Annotated in this window: 16 protein-coding genes and 1 tRNA gene; 8 read left to right on the plus strand and 9 right to left on the minus strand. The window is 72.6% G+C overall.

The window, feature by feature from the left end:
* Positions 1–260 precede the first annotated feature (260 nt).
* From ACWGIS_RS06715 to ACWGIS_RS06740, 6 genes are all read left to right on the plus strand, one after another.
* Positions 261–1,247 carry an ABC transporter ATP-binding protein gene (locus tag ACWGIS_RS06715; RefSeq protein WP_453361432.1) on the plus strand — a complete coding sequence of 329 codons (987 nt, stop codon included), beginning with the start codon at positions 261–263 and terminating at the stop codon, positions 1,245–1,247.
* Positions 1,237–2,142: an ABC transporter permease gene (locus tag ACWGIS_RS06720; protein WP_453361312.1), complete on the plus strand. Its 906-nt coding sequence runs from the start codon at positions 1,237–1,239 to the stop codon at positions 2,140–2,142. The genes ACWGIS_RS06715 and ACWGIS_RS06720 overlap by 11 nt, the downstream gene beginning before the upstream one ends.
* Positions 2,139–3,050: an ABC transporter ATP-binding protein gene (locus tag ACWGIS_RS06725; RefSeq protein ID WP_453361313.1), complete on the plus strand. Its 912-nt coding sequence runs from the start codon at positions 2,139–2,141 to the stop codon at positions 3,048–3,050. The genes ACWGIS_RS06720 and ACWGIS_RS06725 overlap by 4 nt, the downstream gene beginning before the upstream one ends.
* Before the next feature lie 9 nt (positions 3,051–3,059).
* Positions 3,060–3,779: an ABC transporter permease gene (locus ACWGIS_RS06730; RefSeq protein WP_356163652.1), complete on the plus strand. Its 720-nt coding sequence runs from the start codon at positions 3,060–3,062 to the stop codon at positions 3,777–3,779.
* A gap of 106 nt (positions 3,780–3,885) precedes the next feature.
* Positions 3,886–4,122 carry an SGM_3592 family protein gene (locus ACWGIS_RS06735; protein WP_453361314.1) on the plus strand — a complete coding sequence of 79 codons (237 nt, stop codon included), beginning with the start codon at positions 3,886–3,888 and terminating at the stop codon, positions 4,120–4,122.
* A gap of 307 nt (positions 4,123–4,429) precedes the next feature.
* Positions 4,430–4,515: transfer RNA gene (locus ACWGIS_RS06740), tRNA-Ser, on the plus strand.
* Positions 4,516–4,562: 47 nt separating this feature from the next.
* On the opposite strand, the gene ACWGIS_RS06745 is transcribed toward ACWGIS_RS06740, so the two are convergent.
* The 9 genes from ACWGIS_RS06745 to ACWGIS_RS06785 all read right to left on the minus strand — a co-directional run bounded on the left by ACWGIS_RS06745 (position 4,563) and on the right by ACWGIS_RS06785 (position 15,063).
* Positions 4,563–5,378, minus strand: coding sequence for an HAD family hydrolase (locus tag ACWGIS_RS06745; RefSeq protein ID WP_453361315.1), 816 nt, complete (start codon positions 5,376–5,378; stop codon positions 4,563–4,565).
* Complete coding sequence (gene serS, locus ACWGIS_RS06750) at positions 5,375–6,652, minus strand: serine--tRNA ligase (protein ID WP_453361316.1); 1,278 nt, start codon at positions 6,650–6,652, stop codon at positions 5,375–5,377. The genes ACWGIS_RS06745 and serS overlap by 4 nt, the downstream gene beginning before the upstream one ends.
* 676 nt (positions 6,653–7,328) lie before the next feature.
* Positions 7,329–8,261, minus strand: a complete 933-nt coding sequence (pheA, locus tag ACWGIS_RS06755; RefSeq protein WP_453361317.1) for a prephenate dehydratase — start codon at positions 8,259–8,261, stop codon at positions 7,329–7,331.
* Between the two features lie 238 nt (positions 8,262–8,499).
* Positions 8,500–9,822 carry an iron uptake transporter deferrochelatase/peroxidase subunit gene (efeB, locus tag ACWGIS_RS06760; protein ID WP_453361318.1) on the minus strand — a complete coding sequence of 441 codons (1,323 nt, stop codon included), beginning with the start codon at positions 9,820–9,822 and terminating at the stop codon, positions 8,500–8,502.
* Positions 9,823–9,828: 6 nt separating this feature from the next.
* Positions 9,829–12,003, minus strand: a complete 2,175-nt coding sequence (locus ACWGIS_RS06765) for a copper resistance CopC/CopD family protein (protein WP_453361319.1) — start codon at positions 12,001–12,003, stop codon at positions 9,829–9,831.
* A gap of 14 nt (positions 12,004–12,017) precedes the next feature.
* Complete coding sequence (locus tag ACWGIS_RS06770; protein ID WP_453361320.1) at positions 12,018–12,485, minus strand: copper chaperone PCu(A)C; 468 nt, start codon at positions 12,483–12,485, stop codon at positions 12,018–12,020.
* Positions 12,482–13,132 (minus strand): SCO family protein, encoded by a 651-nt coding sequence (locus tag ACWGIS_RS06775; protein ID WP_453361321.1) that lies wholly within the window; start codon positions 13,130–13,132, stop codon positions 12,482–12,484. The genes ACWGIS_RS06770 and ACWGIS_RS06775 overlap by 4 nt, the downstream gene beginning before the upstream one ends.
* A 105-nt stretch (positions 13,133–13,237) precedes the next feature.
* Entirely contained in the window at positions 13,238–13,972 is a 735-nt protein-coding gene (locus ACWGIS_RS06780; RefSeq protein ID WP_453361322.1) for a YcnI family copper-binding membrane protein, read from the minus strand.
* Positions 13,973–14,196: 224 nt separating this feature from the next.
* A complete protein-coding gene (locus ACWGIS_RS06785; protein ID WP_453361323.1) occupies positions 14,197–15,063 on the minus strand; it encodes a hypothetical protein in 867 nt (288 codons plus the stop codon).
* A 247-nt stretch (positions 15,064–15,310) separates the two neighbouring features.
* Between ACWGIS_RS06785 and ACWGIS_RS06790 the strand changes: the two genes are divergently transcribed.
* Together ACWGIS_RS06790 and ACWGIS_RS06795 are read left to right on the plus strand one after the other, a co-directional pair.
* Positions 15,311–15,805 (plus strand): ATP-binding protein, encoded by a 495-nt coding sequence (locus ACWGIS_RS06790; RefSeq protein ID WP_453361324.1) that lies wholly within the window; start codon positions 15,311–15,313, stop codon positions 15,803–15,805.
* Between the two features lie 394 nt (positions 15,806–16,199).
* On the plus strand, positions 16,200–17,060 hold the full coding sequence (locus ACWGIS_RS06795; RefSeq protein WP_453361433.1) for an alpha/beta fold hydrolase: 861 nt from the start codon (positions 16,200–16,202) through the stop codon (positions 17,058–17,060).
* The last annotated feature ends 384 nt before the right edge of the window (positions 17,061–17,444 follow it).

The raw sequence follows: 17,444 nt of genomic DNA on the forward strand, positions 1-17,444 counted from the left end.
GTCCGTCCCGTGTCCGGCTGTGCGCTACGTGCCCGTAACTTGACACTGATGAATGTGACAATTGTTGGAGGCTGCGTCAATAGGCGGGCGCCCGGCCTGTGGACGAGCGGCCGGTTGTGGACAACTCCCTCCCCCCGACGGTGGACGCGTTCGACTTCAGGGGGACCCCTACGGGCCCGTACGACTGGAGACTGACGCCGATCCAGCTCCGTGGTCTGACGACCGGTGTGGTGTGCGCCACTACCGTCGAGAACGTGACTGTGATCGTGACCGAAAGCCTGAGCAAGCGGTTCCCCCGGGTGACCGCGCTTGACCGGCTCTCCGTGGACGTCGGGCCCGGTGTGACCGGACTCGTCGGAGCCAATGGAGCCGGCAAGTCCACACTGATCAAGATCCTGCTGGGTCTGTCCCCCGCCACCGAGGGCCGAGCCGAGGTGCTCGGACTCGATGTCGTCAGCAAGGGCGCCGAGATCCGCGAGCGGGTCGGGTACATGCCCGAGCACGACTGCCTGCCGCCCGACGTCTCGGCCACCGAGTTCGTCGTGCACATGGCGCGCATGTCCGGCCTGCCGCCCACCGCCGCCCGTGAGCGCACCGCGGACACGCTGCGCCACGTCGGCCTCTACGAAGAGCGCTACCGCCCCATCGGCGGCTACTCGACCGGCATGAAGCAGCGCGTGAAGCTCGCGCAGGCCCTCGTCCACGACCCGCAGCTGGTCTTCCTAGACGAGCCGACCAACGGGCTCGACCCGGTCGGCCGCGACGAGATGCTCGGCCTGATCCGCCGCATCCACACCGACTTCGGCATCTCCGTGCTGGTCACCTCGCACCTGCTGGGCGAGCTGGAGCGCACCTGCGACCACGTGGTCGTGGTCGACGGCGGCAAGCTCCTGCGGTCCAGCTCGACCACCGACTTCACCCAGATCACCACCACCCTCGCCGTCGAGGTCACCGACACCGACGCGCACCCGGACGGCACGCGCGCCCTGCGCGACGCGCTCCACGCGCGCGGGGTGGACACCCACGAGGGCAGCGGGCTGCCCGGCGCCGGCCACGTGCTGCTGCTCACCGCCGAGGGCGAGGAGACGTACGACCTGGTGCGTGACGTCGTCGCCGACCTCGGCCTCGGACTGGTCCGCATGGAACAGCGCAGGCACCACATCGCCGAGGTCTTCCACGACGAACGGACGCAGGCGCGCGACGGCGCACAGGACGCGCGGAAGGAAGCGGTCGGCCATGGCGGTTGAGCAGCCCCTCGCCCAGCAGGGTGAGCAGACCCGGATCCACAACATCGGCTACCGCAACTACGACGGCCCGCGCCTCGGCCGCGCCTACGCGCGCCGCTCGCTGTACTCGCAGTCCCTGCGCGGCGCCTACGGCCTCGGCCGCTCGGTCAAGTCCAAGGTCCTGCCGATGCTGCTCTTCGTGGTGATGTGCGTGCCCGCGCTCATCATGGTCGCGGTCGCCGTCGCCACCAAGGCGAAGGACCTCCCCCTCGACTACACGCGCTACGCCATCGTGATGCAGGCCGTCATCGGCCTCTACGTGGCCTCCCAGGCACCGCAGTCCGTCTCGCGGGACCTGCGCTTCAAGACCGTCCCGCTGTACTTCTCGCGGCCCATCGAGACCGCCGACTACGTCCGCGCCAAGTACGCGGCCCTCGCCTCGGCGATGTTCGTGCTCACCGCCGCGCCGCTGCTGGTGCTCTACGTCGGAGCCCTGCTCGCCAAGCTCGACTTCTCCGACCAGACGAAGGGATTCGGCCAGGGGCTGGTATCCGTGGCACTGCTCTCCCTGCTGTTCGCCGGCATCGGTCTGGTCGTCTCGGCCGTCACCCCCCGCCGCGGCTTCGGCATCGCGGCCGTGATCGCCGTCCTGACCATCTCCTACGGCGCCGTCTCCACCCTCCAGGCCATCGCGGACTCGCAGTCCAGCGCCTCGGCCGTGCCCTGGATCGGCCTCTTCTCGCCCGTCACCCTCATCGACGGCGTCCAGACCGCGTTCCTCGGCGCGAGCTCCTCCTTCCCCGGCGGCGAGGGACCCACGTCCGGGCAGGGCGTCGTCTTCCTCGTCGTCGTCCTCGGCCTCATCGCCGGCTGCTACGGCCTGCTGATGCGCCGCTACCGAAAGGTCGGACTGTGACCACGCTGAACATCGACCACGTCTCGCGCTGGTTCGGCAACGTGGTGGCGGTCAACGACATCACGATGACCGTCGGCCCCGGCGTCACCGGCCTCCTCGGCCCCAACGGCGCCGGGAAGTCCACCCTCATCAACATGATGGGCGGCTTCCTCGCCCCCTCCACCGGAAGCGTCACCCTCGACGGGAAGCCGGTCTGGCGCAACGAGGACATCTACCGGCACATCGGCATCGTCCCCGAGCGGGAGGCGATGTACGACTTCCTCACCGGCCGCGAATTCGTCGTCGCCAACGCCGAGTTGCACGGCCTGGGCAAGAAGGCCGCCGAACGGGCCCTCGCCACGGTCGAGATGGAGTACGCGCAGGACCGCAAGATCTCCACGTACTCCAAGGGCATGCGGCAGCGGGTGAAGATGGCGTCCGCGCTCGTCCACGACCCGTCCCTGCTGCTGCTCGACGAGCCGTTCAACGGCATGGACCCGCGCCAGCGCATGCAGCTCATGGACCTGCTGCGGCGCATGGGCGACGAGGGCCGCACGGTGCTGTTCTCGTCCCACATCCTCGAAGAGGTCGAGCAACTCGCCGCGCACATCGAGGTGATCGTCGCCGGACGGCACGCCGCGAGCGGCGACTTCCGGCGCATCCGCCGGCTGATGACCGACCGCCCGCACCGCTACCTGGTGCGCTCCAGCGACGACCGGGCCCTCGCCGCCGCGCTGATCGCCGACCCGTCGACGTCCGGCATCGAGGTGGACCTCGCGGAGGGCGCGCTGCGCATCCAGGCGGTCGACTTCGCCCGGTTCACCGTGCTGCTGCCCAAGGTCGCCCGGACGCACGGCATCCGGCTGCTCACGGTCTCGCCGTCCGACGAGTCCCTCGAATCCGTCTTCTCGTATCTCGTCGCGGCGTAGGAGGCCAAGATGTACGACCCCACAGTCGCCCGGCTCACCTACAGGGCCCTGCTCGGCCGCCGCCGGGCGCTCATCCTGGCCGCCCTGCCCGTCCTGCTGATCGTGATCGCCACCGTCGTGCGGGCGCTGACCGGCGCCGACGACCAGGTGGCGGCCGACGTCCTCGGCGGCTTCGCCCTCGCCACGATGGTGCCGATCATCGGCGTGATCGCCGGCACGGGCGCGATCGGTCCCGAGATCGACGACGGTTCCGTGGTCTATCTGCTGGCGAAGCCGGTCAAGCGGCCGACGATCATCTTCACGAAGCTGATCGTCGCCGTCGCCGTCACCATGGCGTTCTCCGCCGTCCCGACCTTCGTCGCCGGCCTGATCCTGAACGGCAACGGCCAGCAGATCGCGGTCGCCTACACGGTCGCGGCGCTGGTCGCCTCGATCGCGTACGCGGCGCTCTTCCTGCTGCTCGGCACGGTGACCCGGCACGCGGTGGTCTTCGGACTGGTCTACGCGCTGGTCTGGGAGGCCCTGTTCGGGACGCTCGTCGCCGGGGCCCGCACCCTCAGCGTCCAGCAGTGGTCGCTCGCAGTGGCCCACAAGGTCACCGGCGGGGACCTCGTCACCTCCGACGTGGGACTGCCGACCGCGACGGTGCTGCTGGTCGCGGTCACGGTGCTCGCCACCTGGTACGCGGGCCAGAAGCTGCGGACGCTGAAGCTGGCCGGGGAGGAGTGAAAAAGAGGGCTCCACGCACGCGCGTGGAGCCCCCTTCTCGCTTGGGCGCCGGCTCCACCGGGCCTGAGAACACGGGGCGGGAGCACGCTCGGACAGGAGGACGGGGATGGCGGAGGAATCGCACGGCGACGGTCGCGAGGAGGCCGGGGACGTCTTCGACGGCCTCGTGCTCGACGAGGACTTCATACGCTCCGCGGAGGCGGCGGAGCCGTCCGCGCGGGCGCGGATGCTGGCCGCCCGTTGGCGTGACGGGGGCCCCGACCCCCAGCCCTGGCGGTCCGACGAGCCGCCCGCGGGGTGGTTCTTCGGCAAGGGCCGCCGGCGCAGGTGGCGACGACGCTGAGAGGCGTTGCCGGTTCGCCGCCGTCCGTCCCGTGACGCCGGTCCCGCGCGGGTCTCCGCCCGCCCGTTAATCGGTGGCGTCCACGTCGGCGCCCGGGCACAGTGGTGGTGTCCACGCAGCCGGTTCGGGCCGGCGCCGGGTCCTGGGAGAGGAGCGCGACCATGCCATTCAGGGGCAGTACGTCGAGTTCCCCGCAGGGCAGCCCGCGGCGGTCTCCGGAGTAGTCACCTCCGTCGAGTCCGCTCCGCACGTGAGCTGCCCGGGGCGGCCGCTTCGAGCGCGTGATCTCCGCGCGGGCCGCCCACCCGGAGGATTGGCCGAGAGGCAAGGCACCGGCTTGCTAAGCCGTGGTCGGGGTCGTCCCCCGCGCGCGTTCGATCCGCGCATCCTCCGCACGACGCACCATCCGCTCGACGCCGGCGTGCTGCGAACGCCAGGTGCTAACCGAGCAACCGCTCCAGCACGACGGCGATCCCGTCCTCCTCGTTCGAGGACGTCACCTCGTCGGCCACGGCCTTGAGTTCGGCGTGCGCGTTGGCCATGGCCACCCCGTACGCCGACCACGCGAACATGGGGACGTCGTTCGGCATGTCGCCGAAGGCGATCGTGTCCGCGGCCTTCATACGCAGCCGGCGGGCCGCCAGCGACAGCCCCGTGGCCTTGGACAGGCCGAGCGGGAGAAGCTCCACGATGCCCGCGCCCGCCATGGTGACCCCGACCAGACCGCCGGCGATCCGGGAGGCCACCTCGGCCAGCTCGTCGTCGGAGAGGGTCGGGTGCTGGACGTACACCTTGTTCAGCGGCGCCGACCAGAGGTCGTCGGCGTCCTTGATGGGCACGTACGGCAGCGGGCCCTCGTGCACCCGGTAACCGGGGCCGACCAGCACCTCGCCGTCCAGACCGTCACGGCTCGCCGCGAGGAGCAGCGGGCCGACCTCGGCCTCGATCTTGGCGAGGGCCAGCCCGGCCAGCTGCCGGTCCAGCGTCACCGAGGTCAGCAGCCGGTGCTCCCCGGCGTGGTAGACCTGCGCCCCCTGCCCGCACACCGCCAGCCCCTCGTAGCCGAGCTCGTCGAGGATGTGCCGCGTCCAGGGCACCGCGCGGCCGGTGACGACGATGTGCGCCGCGCCCGCCGCGGTGACCGCGGCGAGCGCCTCGCGCGTGCGCGCCGAGACCGTGTCGTCGGGCCGCAGCAGCGTCCCGTCGAGGTCGGTGGCGACGAGCTTGTAGGGGAACGGCCCGGTGGCGTAGCTCACTTGGCGATCGGCTCCAGGACCTCACGGCCGCCCAGGTACGGGCGCAGCACCTCGGGCACCCGCACCGAGCCGTCGGCCAGCTGGTGGTTCTCCAGGATCGCCACGATCGTGCGCGGTACGGCGCACAGGGTGCCGTTCAGCGTGGCCAGCGGCTGGACCTTCTTGCCGTCGCGCATGCGCACCGACAGGCGGCGGGCCTGGAAACCGTCGCAGTTCGAGGCCGAGGTCAGCTCGCGGTACTTGCCCTGGGTCGGGATCCACGCCTCGCAGTCGAACTTGCGCGAGGCCGAGGAGCCCAGGTCACCGGAGGCGACGTCGATCACCTGGAAGGGCAGTTCGAGGCCGGTGAGCCACTGCTTCTCCCACTCCAGCAGCCGGCGGTGCTCGCTCTCCGCGTCCTCGGGGTGGACGTACGAGAACATCTCGACCTTGTCGAACTGGTGCACCCGGAAGATGCCGCGGGTGTCCTTGCCGTAGGTGCCGGCCTCGCGGCGGAAGCACGGCGAGAAGCCGGCGTACCGCAGGGGCAGCTTGTCGGCGTCGAGGATCTCGTCCATGTGGTACGCCGCGAGCGGGACCTCGGAGGTGCCGACCAGGTAGTAGTCGTCCTTCTCCAGGTGGTACACGTTCTCCGCGGCCTGGCCGAGGAAGCCGGTGCCCTCCATGGCGCGCGGGCGGACCAGCGCCGGGGTCAGCATCGGGACGAAGCCGGCCTCGGTGGCCTGGGCGATCGCCGCGTTGACGAGGGCGAGCTCCAGCAGCGCGCCGACACCCGTCAGGTAGTAGAAGCGCGAGCCGGACACCTTGGCGCCCCGCTCGACGTCGATGGCGCCGAGCGCCTCGCCGAGTTCGAGGTGGTCCTTGGGCTCGAAGCCCTCGGCGCCGAAGTCGCGGATGGTGCCGTGCGTCTCCAGGACGACGAAGTCCTCCTCGCCGCCGACGGGCACGTCCGGGTGGACGAGGTTGCCCAGCCGGAGCAGCAGGGCCTTCGTCTCCTCGTCCGCCTCGTGCTGCTCGGCGTCCGCGCTCTTGACGTCGGCGGCCAGCTGGCCGGCCTTCTTCAGCAGCTCGGCCTTCTCGTCACCCGAGGCCTTGGGGATCAGTTTGCCGAGCGCCTTCTGCTCGGAACGCAGCTCGTCGAAGCGGAGGCCGGACGACCTGCGCCGCTCGTCGGCGGAGAGGAGGGCGTCGACGAGCGCGACGTCCTCTCCACGGGCGCGCTGCGACGCACGCACACGGTCGGGGTCCTCACGGAGCAGGCGAAGGTCAATCACCCCTCAAGGCTACCGGTGTGCGCTCAGCGCTCACGACTCGATATTCCCGCGTGCCAGTTTTGGGTGGTTTGGGCGATTCGTTCGGTGAATGCGCGGGACCGGGAAATGATCACGGGAGTGGCCCGTAATGGCCTGCGGGGCGACCGGAATTGATCTTCGACGACCGTCAATAAAAGCGGTCGTACTCCCTGAAAGGGGGCAAGGGCTCGCCGGGTGGTTGACCGGATTCCGTTGCGGTGACGGGGATTTGGCGGCCGGGTTGTCCACAGGATTCCCGGTCGCGAAAAGTTATCCACAGGCTGTGCGGAAGATCTGTGGACTTCGCGAGTGATCGTTCCGAAAGCCGCATGGCGGGCGGGGAATTGCTCAGTCAAACCGTCTCACCACCCACTTTCGAGTGGAAATGGTTCGCCCTAAGGGATTGATCGACGGAAACGGGTGAGCGAAGGGTGACCTGAGGGGCTGTGGACACTCTTGGGGGCTGTAGGGCGATTTGTCGACTGCGTCACGCTTCGTTGTCGACTTGTCCCCAGGTCGAGAAGGGAACCTGTGGATAACTTCTGTGGACAACGCAAATCTGCTGGTAGGACCAGCGTGAACCGGCCTTCGGGCGGCCCGGGCACGGCTTTCCGACCGGCCGGCGACCGGACCGTCGGGCCCCGTGTGCGACACGCCGCTAGAAGCGGCCGTCCTGGCAGCGCGCCAGCCAGTCCGACGCCGCGGTGAACTCGCTGTCGGACGTGCCGGGGCGAGGCGCGCGCACGTCCTCGGGGCCGACTCCCGCACGCGGGTACGAACCGAGGAAGCGGATCTGCGGGCAGACCCGCTTGAGCCCCATCAGCGCCTCGCCGACCCGGCTGTCCGAGACATGGCCCTCGGCGTCGATGGCGAAGCAGTAGTTGCCGATGCCCTCACCGGTGGGCCGGGACTGCAGGAGCATCAGGTTGACGCCGCGCACCGCGAACTCCTGGAGCAGCTCCAACAGGGCGCCGGGGTGGTCGTCGCGCTGCCAGATGACCACCGACGTCTTGTCCGCGCCGGTGGGCGCCGCGGGACGCGCGGGCCTGCCCACCAGGACGAACCTGGTCTGGGCGTTCTCCGCGTCGTGGATCCCGGTCTCCAGCGCCTCCAGGCCGTACGTGGCCGCCGCGAACTCGCCCGCGAACGCCGCGTCGTAACGCCCCTCCTGGACGAGGCGCGCGCCGTCGGCGTTCGAGGCGGCGGATTCCCAGAGGACGTCCGGCAGGTTGGCCTTCATCCAGTTGCGGACCTGCGGCTGCGCGGCGGGGTGCGCCGTCACCGTCTTGATCCCGGACAGCGTCGTGCCCGGCCTGACCAGCAGCGCGAAGGTGATCGAGAGGAGCACCTCGCGGTAGATCATCAGCGGGGTGCCCGCGACCAGTTCGTCCAGGGTGGTCGTGATGCCGCCCTCCACCGAGTTCTCGATCGGCACGAACGCGGCCTCCGCCTCGCCGTTGCGCACGGCGTCGAGCGCCGCCGGGACCGAGACCATCGGGACGAGCTCCCGGGTGGCCGCCTCCGGAAGCGTGCGCAGTGCCACTTCGGTGAAGGTGCCCTCGGGGCCGAGATACGCGTAGCTGGCTGGCATGACCTCACCCTAATGGGCCCGGCCCGGCCCGGCCCCCGGCGCTCAAGGGAGCCCCGCCGACCGTGCAGGAAGCCCCGACCCCGGCCCCGGAGACAGCCCCGGCCACCGGCCGTGGAGAGAGTCCCCGAGCCGTGGAGAGAGCCCCCGAGCCGTGGAGAGAGACCTCGGGCGACTCCCGCGCCCGCCAGGCGCCGGACGCGGCGGCCCGCACCCCGTACACCCCCGACCACCCCGGTCCTCAGGACTCCAGCAGCCGCTGCCCCACGTACTCCCCCTCGGCGGCCCCGCCGGGCACGGCGAACAGCCCGCTCGACTCGTGCCGGACGAACGCCGACAGCGCGTCACCCCGGTCGAGCTTGCGCTGCACCGGGACGAAGCCGCGCAGCGGGTCGGCCTGCCAGCAGATGAAGAGCAGTCCCGCGTCGGGCATCCCGTCCGCGTCGAAACCGTCGTGGAAGGAGAAGGGCCTGCGCAGCATCGCCGCGCCCCCGTTCTGGTCGGGCCGGGTGATACGGGCGTGCGCGTCGAGGGGGATGACGAGCTTGCCGTCCGCGCCGGTGCGCTCCAGGTCCGGCTCGGTCGTCTCGGTGCCGCCGGTCAGCGGCGCCCCGTCCGACTTGCGGCGTCCGATGACGTCCTCCTGGGCCTTGCCCGACAGCTTCTCCCAGTCGTCGAGCAGCATCCGGATCCGGCGCACGACGGCGTAGGAGCCGTTCGCCATCCACGCCGGGTCGCCCGAGGCGGGCACGAAGATCCGCCGGTCGAAGTCGGGCTCGGACGGCTTCGGGTTGCGGGTGCCGTCGACCTGGCCCATCAGGTTGCGCGCGGTCAGACCCTGCTGGGCGGTGGCCCCCGGGGTGCGGTTGAAGCCGTTCATCTGCCAGCGGACCCGGGCCGCGCCGCCCGCGTCCTTCTGGAGCGCGCGCAGGGCGTGGAAGGCGACCAGGGAGTCGTTCGCGCCGATCTGCACCCACAGGTCGCCGTTGCTGCGTGCCTTGTCGAGCCGGTCGGAGGAGAAGTCGGGCAGCGGGTCGAGAGCGGCCGGGCGCTGCTTCTCCAGTCCCGTCCGGGTGAAGAAGCTGTGCCCGAAGCCGAAGGTGACCGTCAGGGACGCGGGACCCGAGTCGCGGGCGACGTCGGTGTCGTCGTGGGGTGCGGCCTCCCCGGCCATCAGCCGCCGGGCCGTCCGCGACCAGCGGCGCAGCAGGGCGGCCGCCTCCTTGCGGCCCGCGCCCGCGGCCAGGTCGAAGGCGACCAGGTGACCGCGTGCCTGGAGGGGCGTGGTGATGCCGGGCTGATGTTTCCCGTGAAACATCACCGTGTCCGCGCCGAGCGAGGTCAGCGGCGTGGACCGCTCGCCGCCGGACGCCGCCGCGTACCCGGCGGCACCGCCCGCCGCACCGAGCGCGAGGCCGGTGGCGCCGGCCGTGCCGAGCAGCCGCCGCCGCGAGAGGGCACCCGGACGGGAGCCGGGCGTCCCCCCGAGGGGGCCGTTCGCCGCGGGCGTCTCCCCGGGGGCGGCCTCCCTGGCGGGGGCTTCCGGAGTGGACTGGTCAGGCATGGTGCTTCAGCCGATCTTCGCGTTCTTCTTGACGGTCGTCTGGTCGATGTCGGAGGTCCGTACGGTCACCGCGATCTCCCAGTCTCCCGCCATGGGGATCTGCACCCCGGTCGCCGTCCAGTGTCCGGTGGCGATGCGGTCGGGGACCACCGGCAGCGGGCCGATGTCCTTCGCGCCGAGGGTGAAGGCGATCTTCACCTCGGGCACGTCGAACGCCTTGCCGTTCGGGCGCTCCGCGAACAGGTGCAGGTCGTTGCCGCCGACGCGGGCCGGGTCGAGGGTCAGCCGCACGCTGCCCCGGCCGTCCTGGCCGCCGGTGTCGAACGGGATCGTGAGGGTCAGCGGCCCGGTCCGCTGCACGGCGGCCGCGGTGGCCACCCTGGCCTGCTCCTCCGTACGGCCCGGTTCCGTGGACGTCAGCACGGTGGTGACGGCGAGCAGCGCGACGGCGACGGCGGCCTCGGCCAGCACCGAGCGGCGCAGACCCGAGCGGTGCGGGTCGGCGTCCCGGACGCGCTTCTCCCGCGCGGTGGCCATCGCGGCGCGCTGCCGGGCGAGCTGGGCCGCCCGCACGGAGTCCGCGGACCCGGACCCGGACTCGACTCCGGCTTCGGCCCCGGACCCCGAGTCGGCCCCGGCCCCGCTCTCGGACCCGGCCCCCGCCTCGGGACCGGAGCCCGACCCGGCCTCCGTCTCCGCGCCGGAACCGGCGGGCACCCTCGCGGGCTCCGCCGGGCGGAGTCCGGAGTGGTTCGCCGCCGGGACGCGCACCGGGGCGGCGGTGAGCGCGGAGGTCTCCTCCGGGAGCCGCGCGGTCCAGCGCCGGGAGATCCACGCGATGCCCACCAGGACGGCGACCAGGCCGATCTTGACGAGCAGCAGCTGCCCGTACCCGGTGTCGGTGAGCGCCCGCCAGGAACCGACCTGGCGCCACGACTGGTAGATCCCGGTCGCCGCGAGTACGACCACGCTGCCGAAGGCGACGCGGGAGAAGCGGCGGACGGCGCCCGCCTCGATCGGGGCGTCGGAGGGCGCCCGGTGCAGCGCGACGAGCAGCGTCGCCAGGCCGCCCAGCCAGACGGCGACGGCCAGCAGGTGCAGGACGTCGACGGGCATCGCGATGCCCGGCTGGACGCCGGTCGACGCGTGCTCGGACATCGCCCAGGACGCGGCAAGCCCCGCCGCGACGACACCGCCGCCGATCCCCAGCCCGAAGGTGAGGTCCCGCCGCTGCGCGGCAGCGTCGGCCTCGGCGTCCGCGTCCGCGTCCGTTTCCGCGTCGGCGTGGGCCGGAGCCCCGGCCCCGTCGCCACCCGCGGTACCGGCGCCCGCCTCGCCCGCGGAATCCGGGGAGTCCTGGGAGCCCGCCTCGCTTTCCTTCACGTACGCCCCGAAGAGCACCGCGATGAACAGCGCGCCCGCCGCGAGGAGCAGCAGACGGGAGACCAGCGCCGCGCCCGTCTTGGTCTGGAGCACCTGGCCGAGCAGGCCCAGGTCGAAGACGTCGGCGAACTTGCCCGAGCCGGTGTACGCGCCGCGCAGCAGCAGCAGCGCGAGGGTGGCGCCGGTGAGCGCGAGCCAGCCGCCGACCACGAGCCGCTGCACCGGCCGCACGCCCGCGCCACGCTGCCAGCAGGCCAGCACGAAGGCCGCGCCGCCGACCAGCAGGACGAAGCCCGCGTACGAGAGGTAGCGGGCGAACCCGTAGAGGCCGCCGACGACTCCGCCGCCCGCCGCCTGGTCGGAGACGGAGACGGAGGTCTGCGAGGGCGCGCCGATGGAGAACGTGTAGGCGCCCGCGACGGGGTGACTGTCCGCCGACACCACCTGGTAGGTGACGGTGAACGTGCCGTCGGGCAGGCCCGCGTGCAGCTTCACGGCGTACATGGCGCCGCCCAGGTCGGCGGGGTCGCCCGTGTCGACCCGCTTGCCCTCGGGATCGAGGACGCGCACCGAGTCGCCGGACAGCGCGACCTTCTCGGAGAAGCTGAGCGTGATCTGCGTGGGCGCCCTGTCGACCACCGCTCCCTGCCTCGGGTCGCTGCCGGTCAGCGCCGCGTGCGCGGACACCGGCCCGGCGCCCGCCAGCAGGGCGCCGGCGACGGCCAGGAGCAGCACCAGCAGCGTCCACGGCCGCACGGCCGAGCCGCGGACGGGACGGGGAGCGATGGCCTGTGTCACGGTGGATCCCTCCCTCAGTGCCCGGTCTTGGGGTTGTACGTCGCGGACTTCACCGGCATGGACACCTTCACCGTGCCGGACTTGGCGAAGTGCAGTTCGACCGCCACCTTCTCGCCCTCGACGGGCTTGCGGGCGAGCTTCTCGAACATCACGTGGTTGCCGCCGCTGGCGAAGTCCAGCTCGCCCCGCGCGGGCACCGTGAAGGACGTCCGCTCCTCCATCGCGCCGCCCTCGGTGGCGTGCAGCGTGACCTCGTCCGAGAGGTCGCTGGTGACCGAGGTCAGGGTGTCGGCGCCACCGGAGTTGGTGACGGTGAAGAAGCCGGCCGCCATGTCCGCCATGGACGGCGCGGGCATGTAGGCGCCGGTCACCTTCAGCTCGGGTCCGGCCGGGCTGTCACCGGACCCGCCGCAGCCGGCGAGCGCCAGCACCGCCGTCGCCGCCGCAAGGGCCGCGGCGGCGGCACGGGCGGGGCGCCTCACGGGTTCTCCCCCTTGATGAGCCGCGGGAGGTCCTTCGTGTAGTCGTCCACGGTGGCGTCCTCGCCGTAGAGGACGTAGCCGCCGTCGGTCTTCGGCGAGAACGCGATGACCTGCGTGCCGTGCACCGAGACGACCTTGCCGTCCTTGTCCTTCTTCGACGGCTCGATGGAGATGCCGAGGGTGCGGGCGCCCGCCTGGATCGTGTCGAAGTCGCCGGTGAGACCGACCACGGACGGGTCGATCCCCTTGAGCCAGGTGCCGAGCGCGGCCGGGGTGTCGCGCTCCGGGTCCGTGGTGACGAACACGACGCGCAGCTTGTCCTGCTCGGCCTTCGGCAGCTGCTTCTTGGCGACCGCGAGGTTGTTCATGGTGAGCGGGCAGACGTCGGGGCAGTGGGTGTAGCCGAAGTAGACCAGCGTCGGCCTGCCCTTGGTCTCCTTCCGCAGGTCGTACTTCTCGCCGTGGGTGTCGGTGAGCACGAGGTCCGGCTTCTCGAACGGCTTGTCGAGGACCGTCGCGGCCTTGCCCGAGCCGGCCTCGGCGGACACCTCGGCCACCGGCTTGTCGCCGTCGTCGGCACCGCAGGCGGTCAGGGTCAGAGCGGCCGCGGCGAACAGGGCGGCCACGGCGTACGTCTTCTTGCGCATAGAAAAATGTCCCAGATGTGAGTGCGCCGGTGCGCACCGGGGTCGTACGCCGTGCCGGACGGCGACGTCGTACGGCTCCCCGGTGCGCACCGGGAGGGGTGGGCCTCAGGCCTCGGTACGCCGGCGGCCGGCCAGGACGCCGAACGCCACGCCCGCCGCGCCGACGAGGATGCCCAGGCCGCCGAGCACGCGCGCGAGGGTGTCGCTGCTGTCGGACGAGGAGGCGGCCTCGGTCTCGCCGTGCTCCGCCTTCTCCTCGTCGGAGGCCTTCTCGGCGCTCGCCGAGCCGTGGTGGCCGTCCTCGGAGGCCGCGGACAGCGCGAGCACCGGCGCCGGGTTCTCCGGCTCCTCGGCGCCGTCCTCCTGCGGCTCGATCCAGCGCACGACCTCCTTGTTGTCGTACGTCTGGATCGCCTTGAAGACGAGCTCGTCGGTGTCCTCGGGCAGCTGGCCCACGGAGAGCGGGAACTTCTGGAAGAAGCCGGCCTGGATGCCCTTGCCGGTGGCGGTCCAGGTGACCTTCGAGACGGCCTCGTCGATCTTCTTGCCGTGCAGCTCGATCGGCTTGTCCAGCTTGGACCGGGTGACCTTCACGTCCCAGCCGTCGAGGGGCTGGGCCATCACCGAGGCGAGGGGGTGGTCGGTCGGGAAGTTGACCTCGAGCTTGGTGGTCGAGGCGTCGTCCCGCTCGTTCGGGACCTTGAAGTCGATCGTCGCGTAACCGCCCTTGGCGGCGACGCCCTCCGGCTGCACGCTGACGTGCGCGAAGGCGGGGGCGGACAGGACGACGACGGCCGAGGCGGCGAGGACGCCGGAGGCGGCGATACGGGAAGCCTTCATGGCAGAGAACACTCCACTGTGCGTGATGGTCCGATGAGGTCGTAAGCGCGTACGAAGAGGCGCCCGGGGCCGGACCCGTTGCGGAAGCGGCTGGAAACCGTTCCGGGGTCGGCCCGGAGGCGGCCCTCCCGGGTCGGTCCCGCCCGTGGGCGGGCACGCGCGCGGTGCCGCACGGCGGCACGCCTCGGGACGGAGTGGTTCTCCGAGCGGAGTGGTGCGCCGTGTCAGGCGGCGAGGAGGAACACCGGGGCCGGTGGCGGGCCGCGCCTGATCACCGAGTGCTGGAGCGCGGTGGTGCGGGGGGAGGGCGGCGGGGGCGGCGCGGTCCGCACCGCCCGCGGCGTCCCGCGGACGGCGCCCGGCAGCCCGGCCCGCAGGGCACGGACCAGCGCGAGCGCCGCACGCAGCGACCGGACCAGGGCCGTCTCCGCCACGCCGTGCGCGGACAGCCGCATGAGGCGCAGGACCGCGAGGTCCCCGCGCCGCAGCACCCAGCCGGCGGCGACGGCCGCGAGCAGGTGCACGAGCAGCATGGGCAGGGACGGCAGGACGGACATCGACGAGCCGGCCGCGGCCGACACGGCGTCCGTCGAGTGGTGCATGGACTCCGCCGCGGCGGAGTGCCCCGCGTGCGGGTCGATCCGGGCGTCGCCGAGGATGCGCTGCGCCTGGGCGGGGCTGATGGCCGCCGCGGACGCGCCGCACACCACCCGCGCCGCACGTGCCACGAGGGAGGCGTCCGACATGCCCGACGCCATGGACGTCATGGAGGCGCCCGTGGCCGGCGAACCGCCGGACGCCGTGGTCATGGCCGTGCCCTGGCCGAGGCCGAAGAGCACGTGCAGCGCGCTCTGGCCGGCCGTGAGCACCGCGGCGATGCCCGGCAGCGCCCGCTCGCGCCCGGCGAGCGGGGCGGCGACGGCGAAGACGGTGAGGAAACCGGCGCCCACGCTCCACCACGGCACCGCGGCACAGGAGGCGATGCCGTGACCCGCCGCGGCCAGCGCGACGCAGACCGCGGCGAACACCGCGGCCCGCAGAAGCCGGACGTCGCGTCCGGTGCGCGCCGTGCGCTGGTGGGGGGCAGTCATGGCGGGCTCATCATCGCACTGGCCCCCCGTCCGGTTGACGGCAGGTCCGCAAGATGACGTACGACCGGATTGGGCCGCTTCGGGGGGAGTCGCCGGCGCATATGCGGATTCCCGGTGTCCCCACATACACCGATCTGGGCGTGTACGCATCCGCCGTATGGGCGGCATCACGGGGTGTGGGCGATTGCACACCGGTCCTGGCGGCAATACGTAACGGTATGTCGAGCCGCGGCCTGGAGGCTGGAGCATGAGCATCTGGTGGTCACTCCGCTTGCGGCGCGAAGCCGCGAGCGTTCCGCTCGCCCGGCGCCTGCTGCTCGGCACCATGGAGACGGCGGGCGTCGACCCGGACGTCTCGTACGACCTCTCCCTCGCGCTCAGCGAGGCCTGCGCCAACGCCGTCGAGCACGGCGGGGGCACCGCGTCCGGCGGCCCTTCCGAGGCGTACCAGGTCACCGCCTACCTGGACGGCGAGACCTGCCGCATCGAGGTGGCCGACTCCGGGCCCGGGTTCCCGTCCGCCCCGGTGGAGGGCGTCGATCCGGGCCGCACCGGCGCGTACGCCCCGCGTCCCCCGGCCCGCGTCGCCCGCAGCGACGACGAGAACGGCCGGGGGCTGTGTCTCATCCAGGAACTCGCCGACCACGTGCACATCGGCAACAAGCCGGGCCGGGGCGGCGCCGTGGTGAGCTTCGACAAGATCCTCAAGTGGCGCGAGGGCACCCCGCTGGTGACGGTCTAGCGGCCACTCCCGCGCAGGCCCGGCGTGCCGCGGGGTCCGCCGCGGCGGCCGGGACGGTCCGGCGCACCGCTCAACTGCCCTGAAAACAGCGGCTGAACGCGGTCTGGGCGCGGTGGGGGTCCGTCTGCATACTGGCCTGATGCGGGAGTCGGCGCGCCATGCGGCCGGCCACGGGCGGGGGACCGGGAACGGCCGTCGCCGAACCGGCCGCACGCTGCCGGGGCCCCGCACGCCGCCCGTGAGGGACGCCCCGGGCGCGCCGCCCGGGCCCAGGTGCCGGGGGGCACGTCGCACGGCCCGCGGGTCCGGCCGACCGGACACGGGACGCGGGGGTGGTCCTGGCCGGAGCGGGACCCGTCGGCCGAGAGCGTCAGGGGGAGTGCCAGTGCCGCGAATGGTGCGTGCCGGGGACGGCCGGCGACTGTCGGTGGAACAGCGCGGCGATCCCGGTGGCAGGCCGGTGTTCCTGCTGCACGGCACGCCCGGCAGCAGGCTGGGCCCCGCGCCGCGCCCGTCGGTGCTCTACCGGATGGGAATCCGCCTGATCACCTTCGACCGCCCGGGGTACGGGGACTCCGACCGCAAGCCGGGCCGCACGGTCGGCGCCGTCGCCGACGACGTGGCGGACATCGCCGACGCCCTCGGGCTCGACCGCTTCGCGGTGGTCGGCCGCTCCGGTGGCGCGCCGCACGCCTTGGCCTGCGCCTCACTGCTGCCGGACCGCACGACCCGGACGGGGGCCCTCGTCAGCCTCGCCCCGCGGGACGCCCGGGGGCTCGACTGGTTCGAGGGCATGACCGAGTCGAACGTGCGCGAGTACGTCAACGCCGGAATCGGCCGGCGCCGGGTCACCACGACCCTGGGCCGCCGGTCCCTGTCGATCGTCGCCGACCCGGCGGGCTCCATCACGGAGATGCGCAGCAAACTGCCCGAGTCCGACCGCTGGATCGTCGCGGACGCCGGCATCCAGGACATGCTGGAGCGCAACTTCGCGGAGGGGCTGCGGGACTCGGCGGACGGCTGGGTGGACGACGTGATGGCGTTCAGCACCGGCTGGGGGTTCGACCTGGCGCGGATCGCCTCGCCGGTGCTGCTGTGGCACGGCGAGGACGACATCTTCGCGCCGGTGCAGCACACCCTGTGGCTGGCGAGGAACATCCCCGGGGCCAGCGCCGAGGTCGAGCGGGGCGCCGCCCACTTCGGCGCGCTGCGGGTGATGACCCGCATCCTGAGCTGGGCGGTCAGTACCCCGTAGCGACACGCCGGGCCAGACACGCCCGGCCCCAGGCGTCCGGCCGGACGCGTCCGGCCCGAGATGCCCGGTCCTACGCGTCCGGCCCGAGGTACCCGGTTCTACGTGCCCGGCCTGAGGTGCCCGGTCCTGCGCCCCGGCCGGAGCACCCGGCACGAGGCGCCCGGCCGACGCTGCCGGTGTACGGGCCCCGACGCGAGGCGCCCGGTCCTACGCGCCCGGCGCGAGGTGCCCGGCCCGAACTCACGGTAAGAGGCGGCAGGCCCGACGCGTCCGGCCCGAGTGCCCCGGTCCTGCGCGCCCGTTCCTGCGCGCCCGGCACGAGGCGTCCGGTGAGAGGCGCCGGCCCGACCCACCCGCCCCCGCGAGGACGGTCGCGGCGCCGGT

It is taken from the genome of Streptomyces sp. NPDC054842 (genome assembly GCF_053611025.1).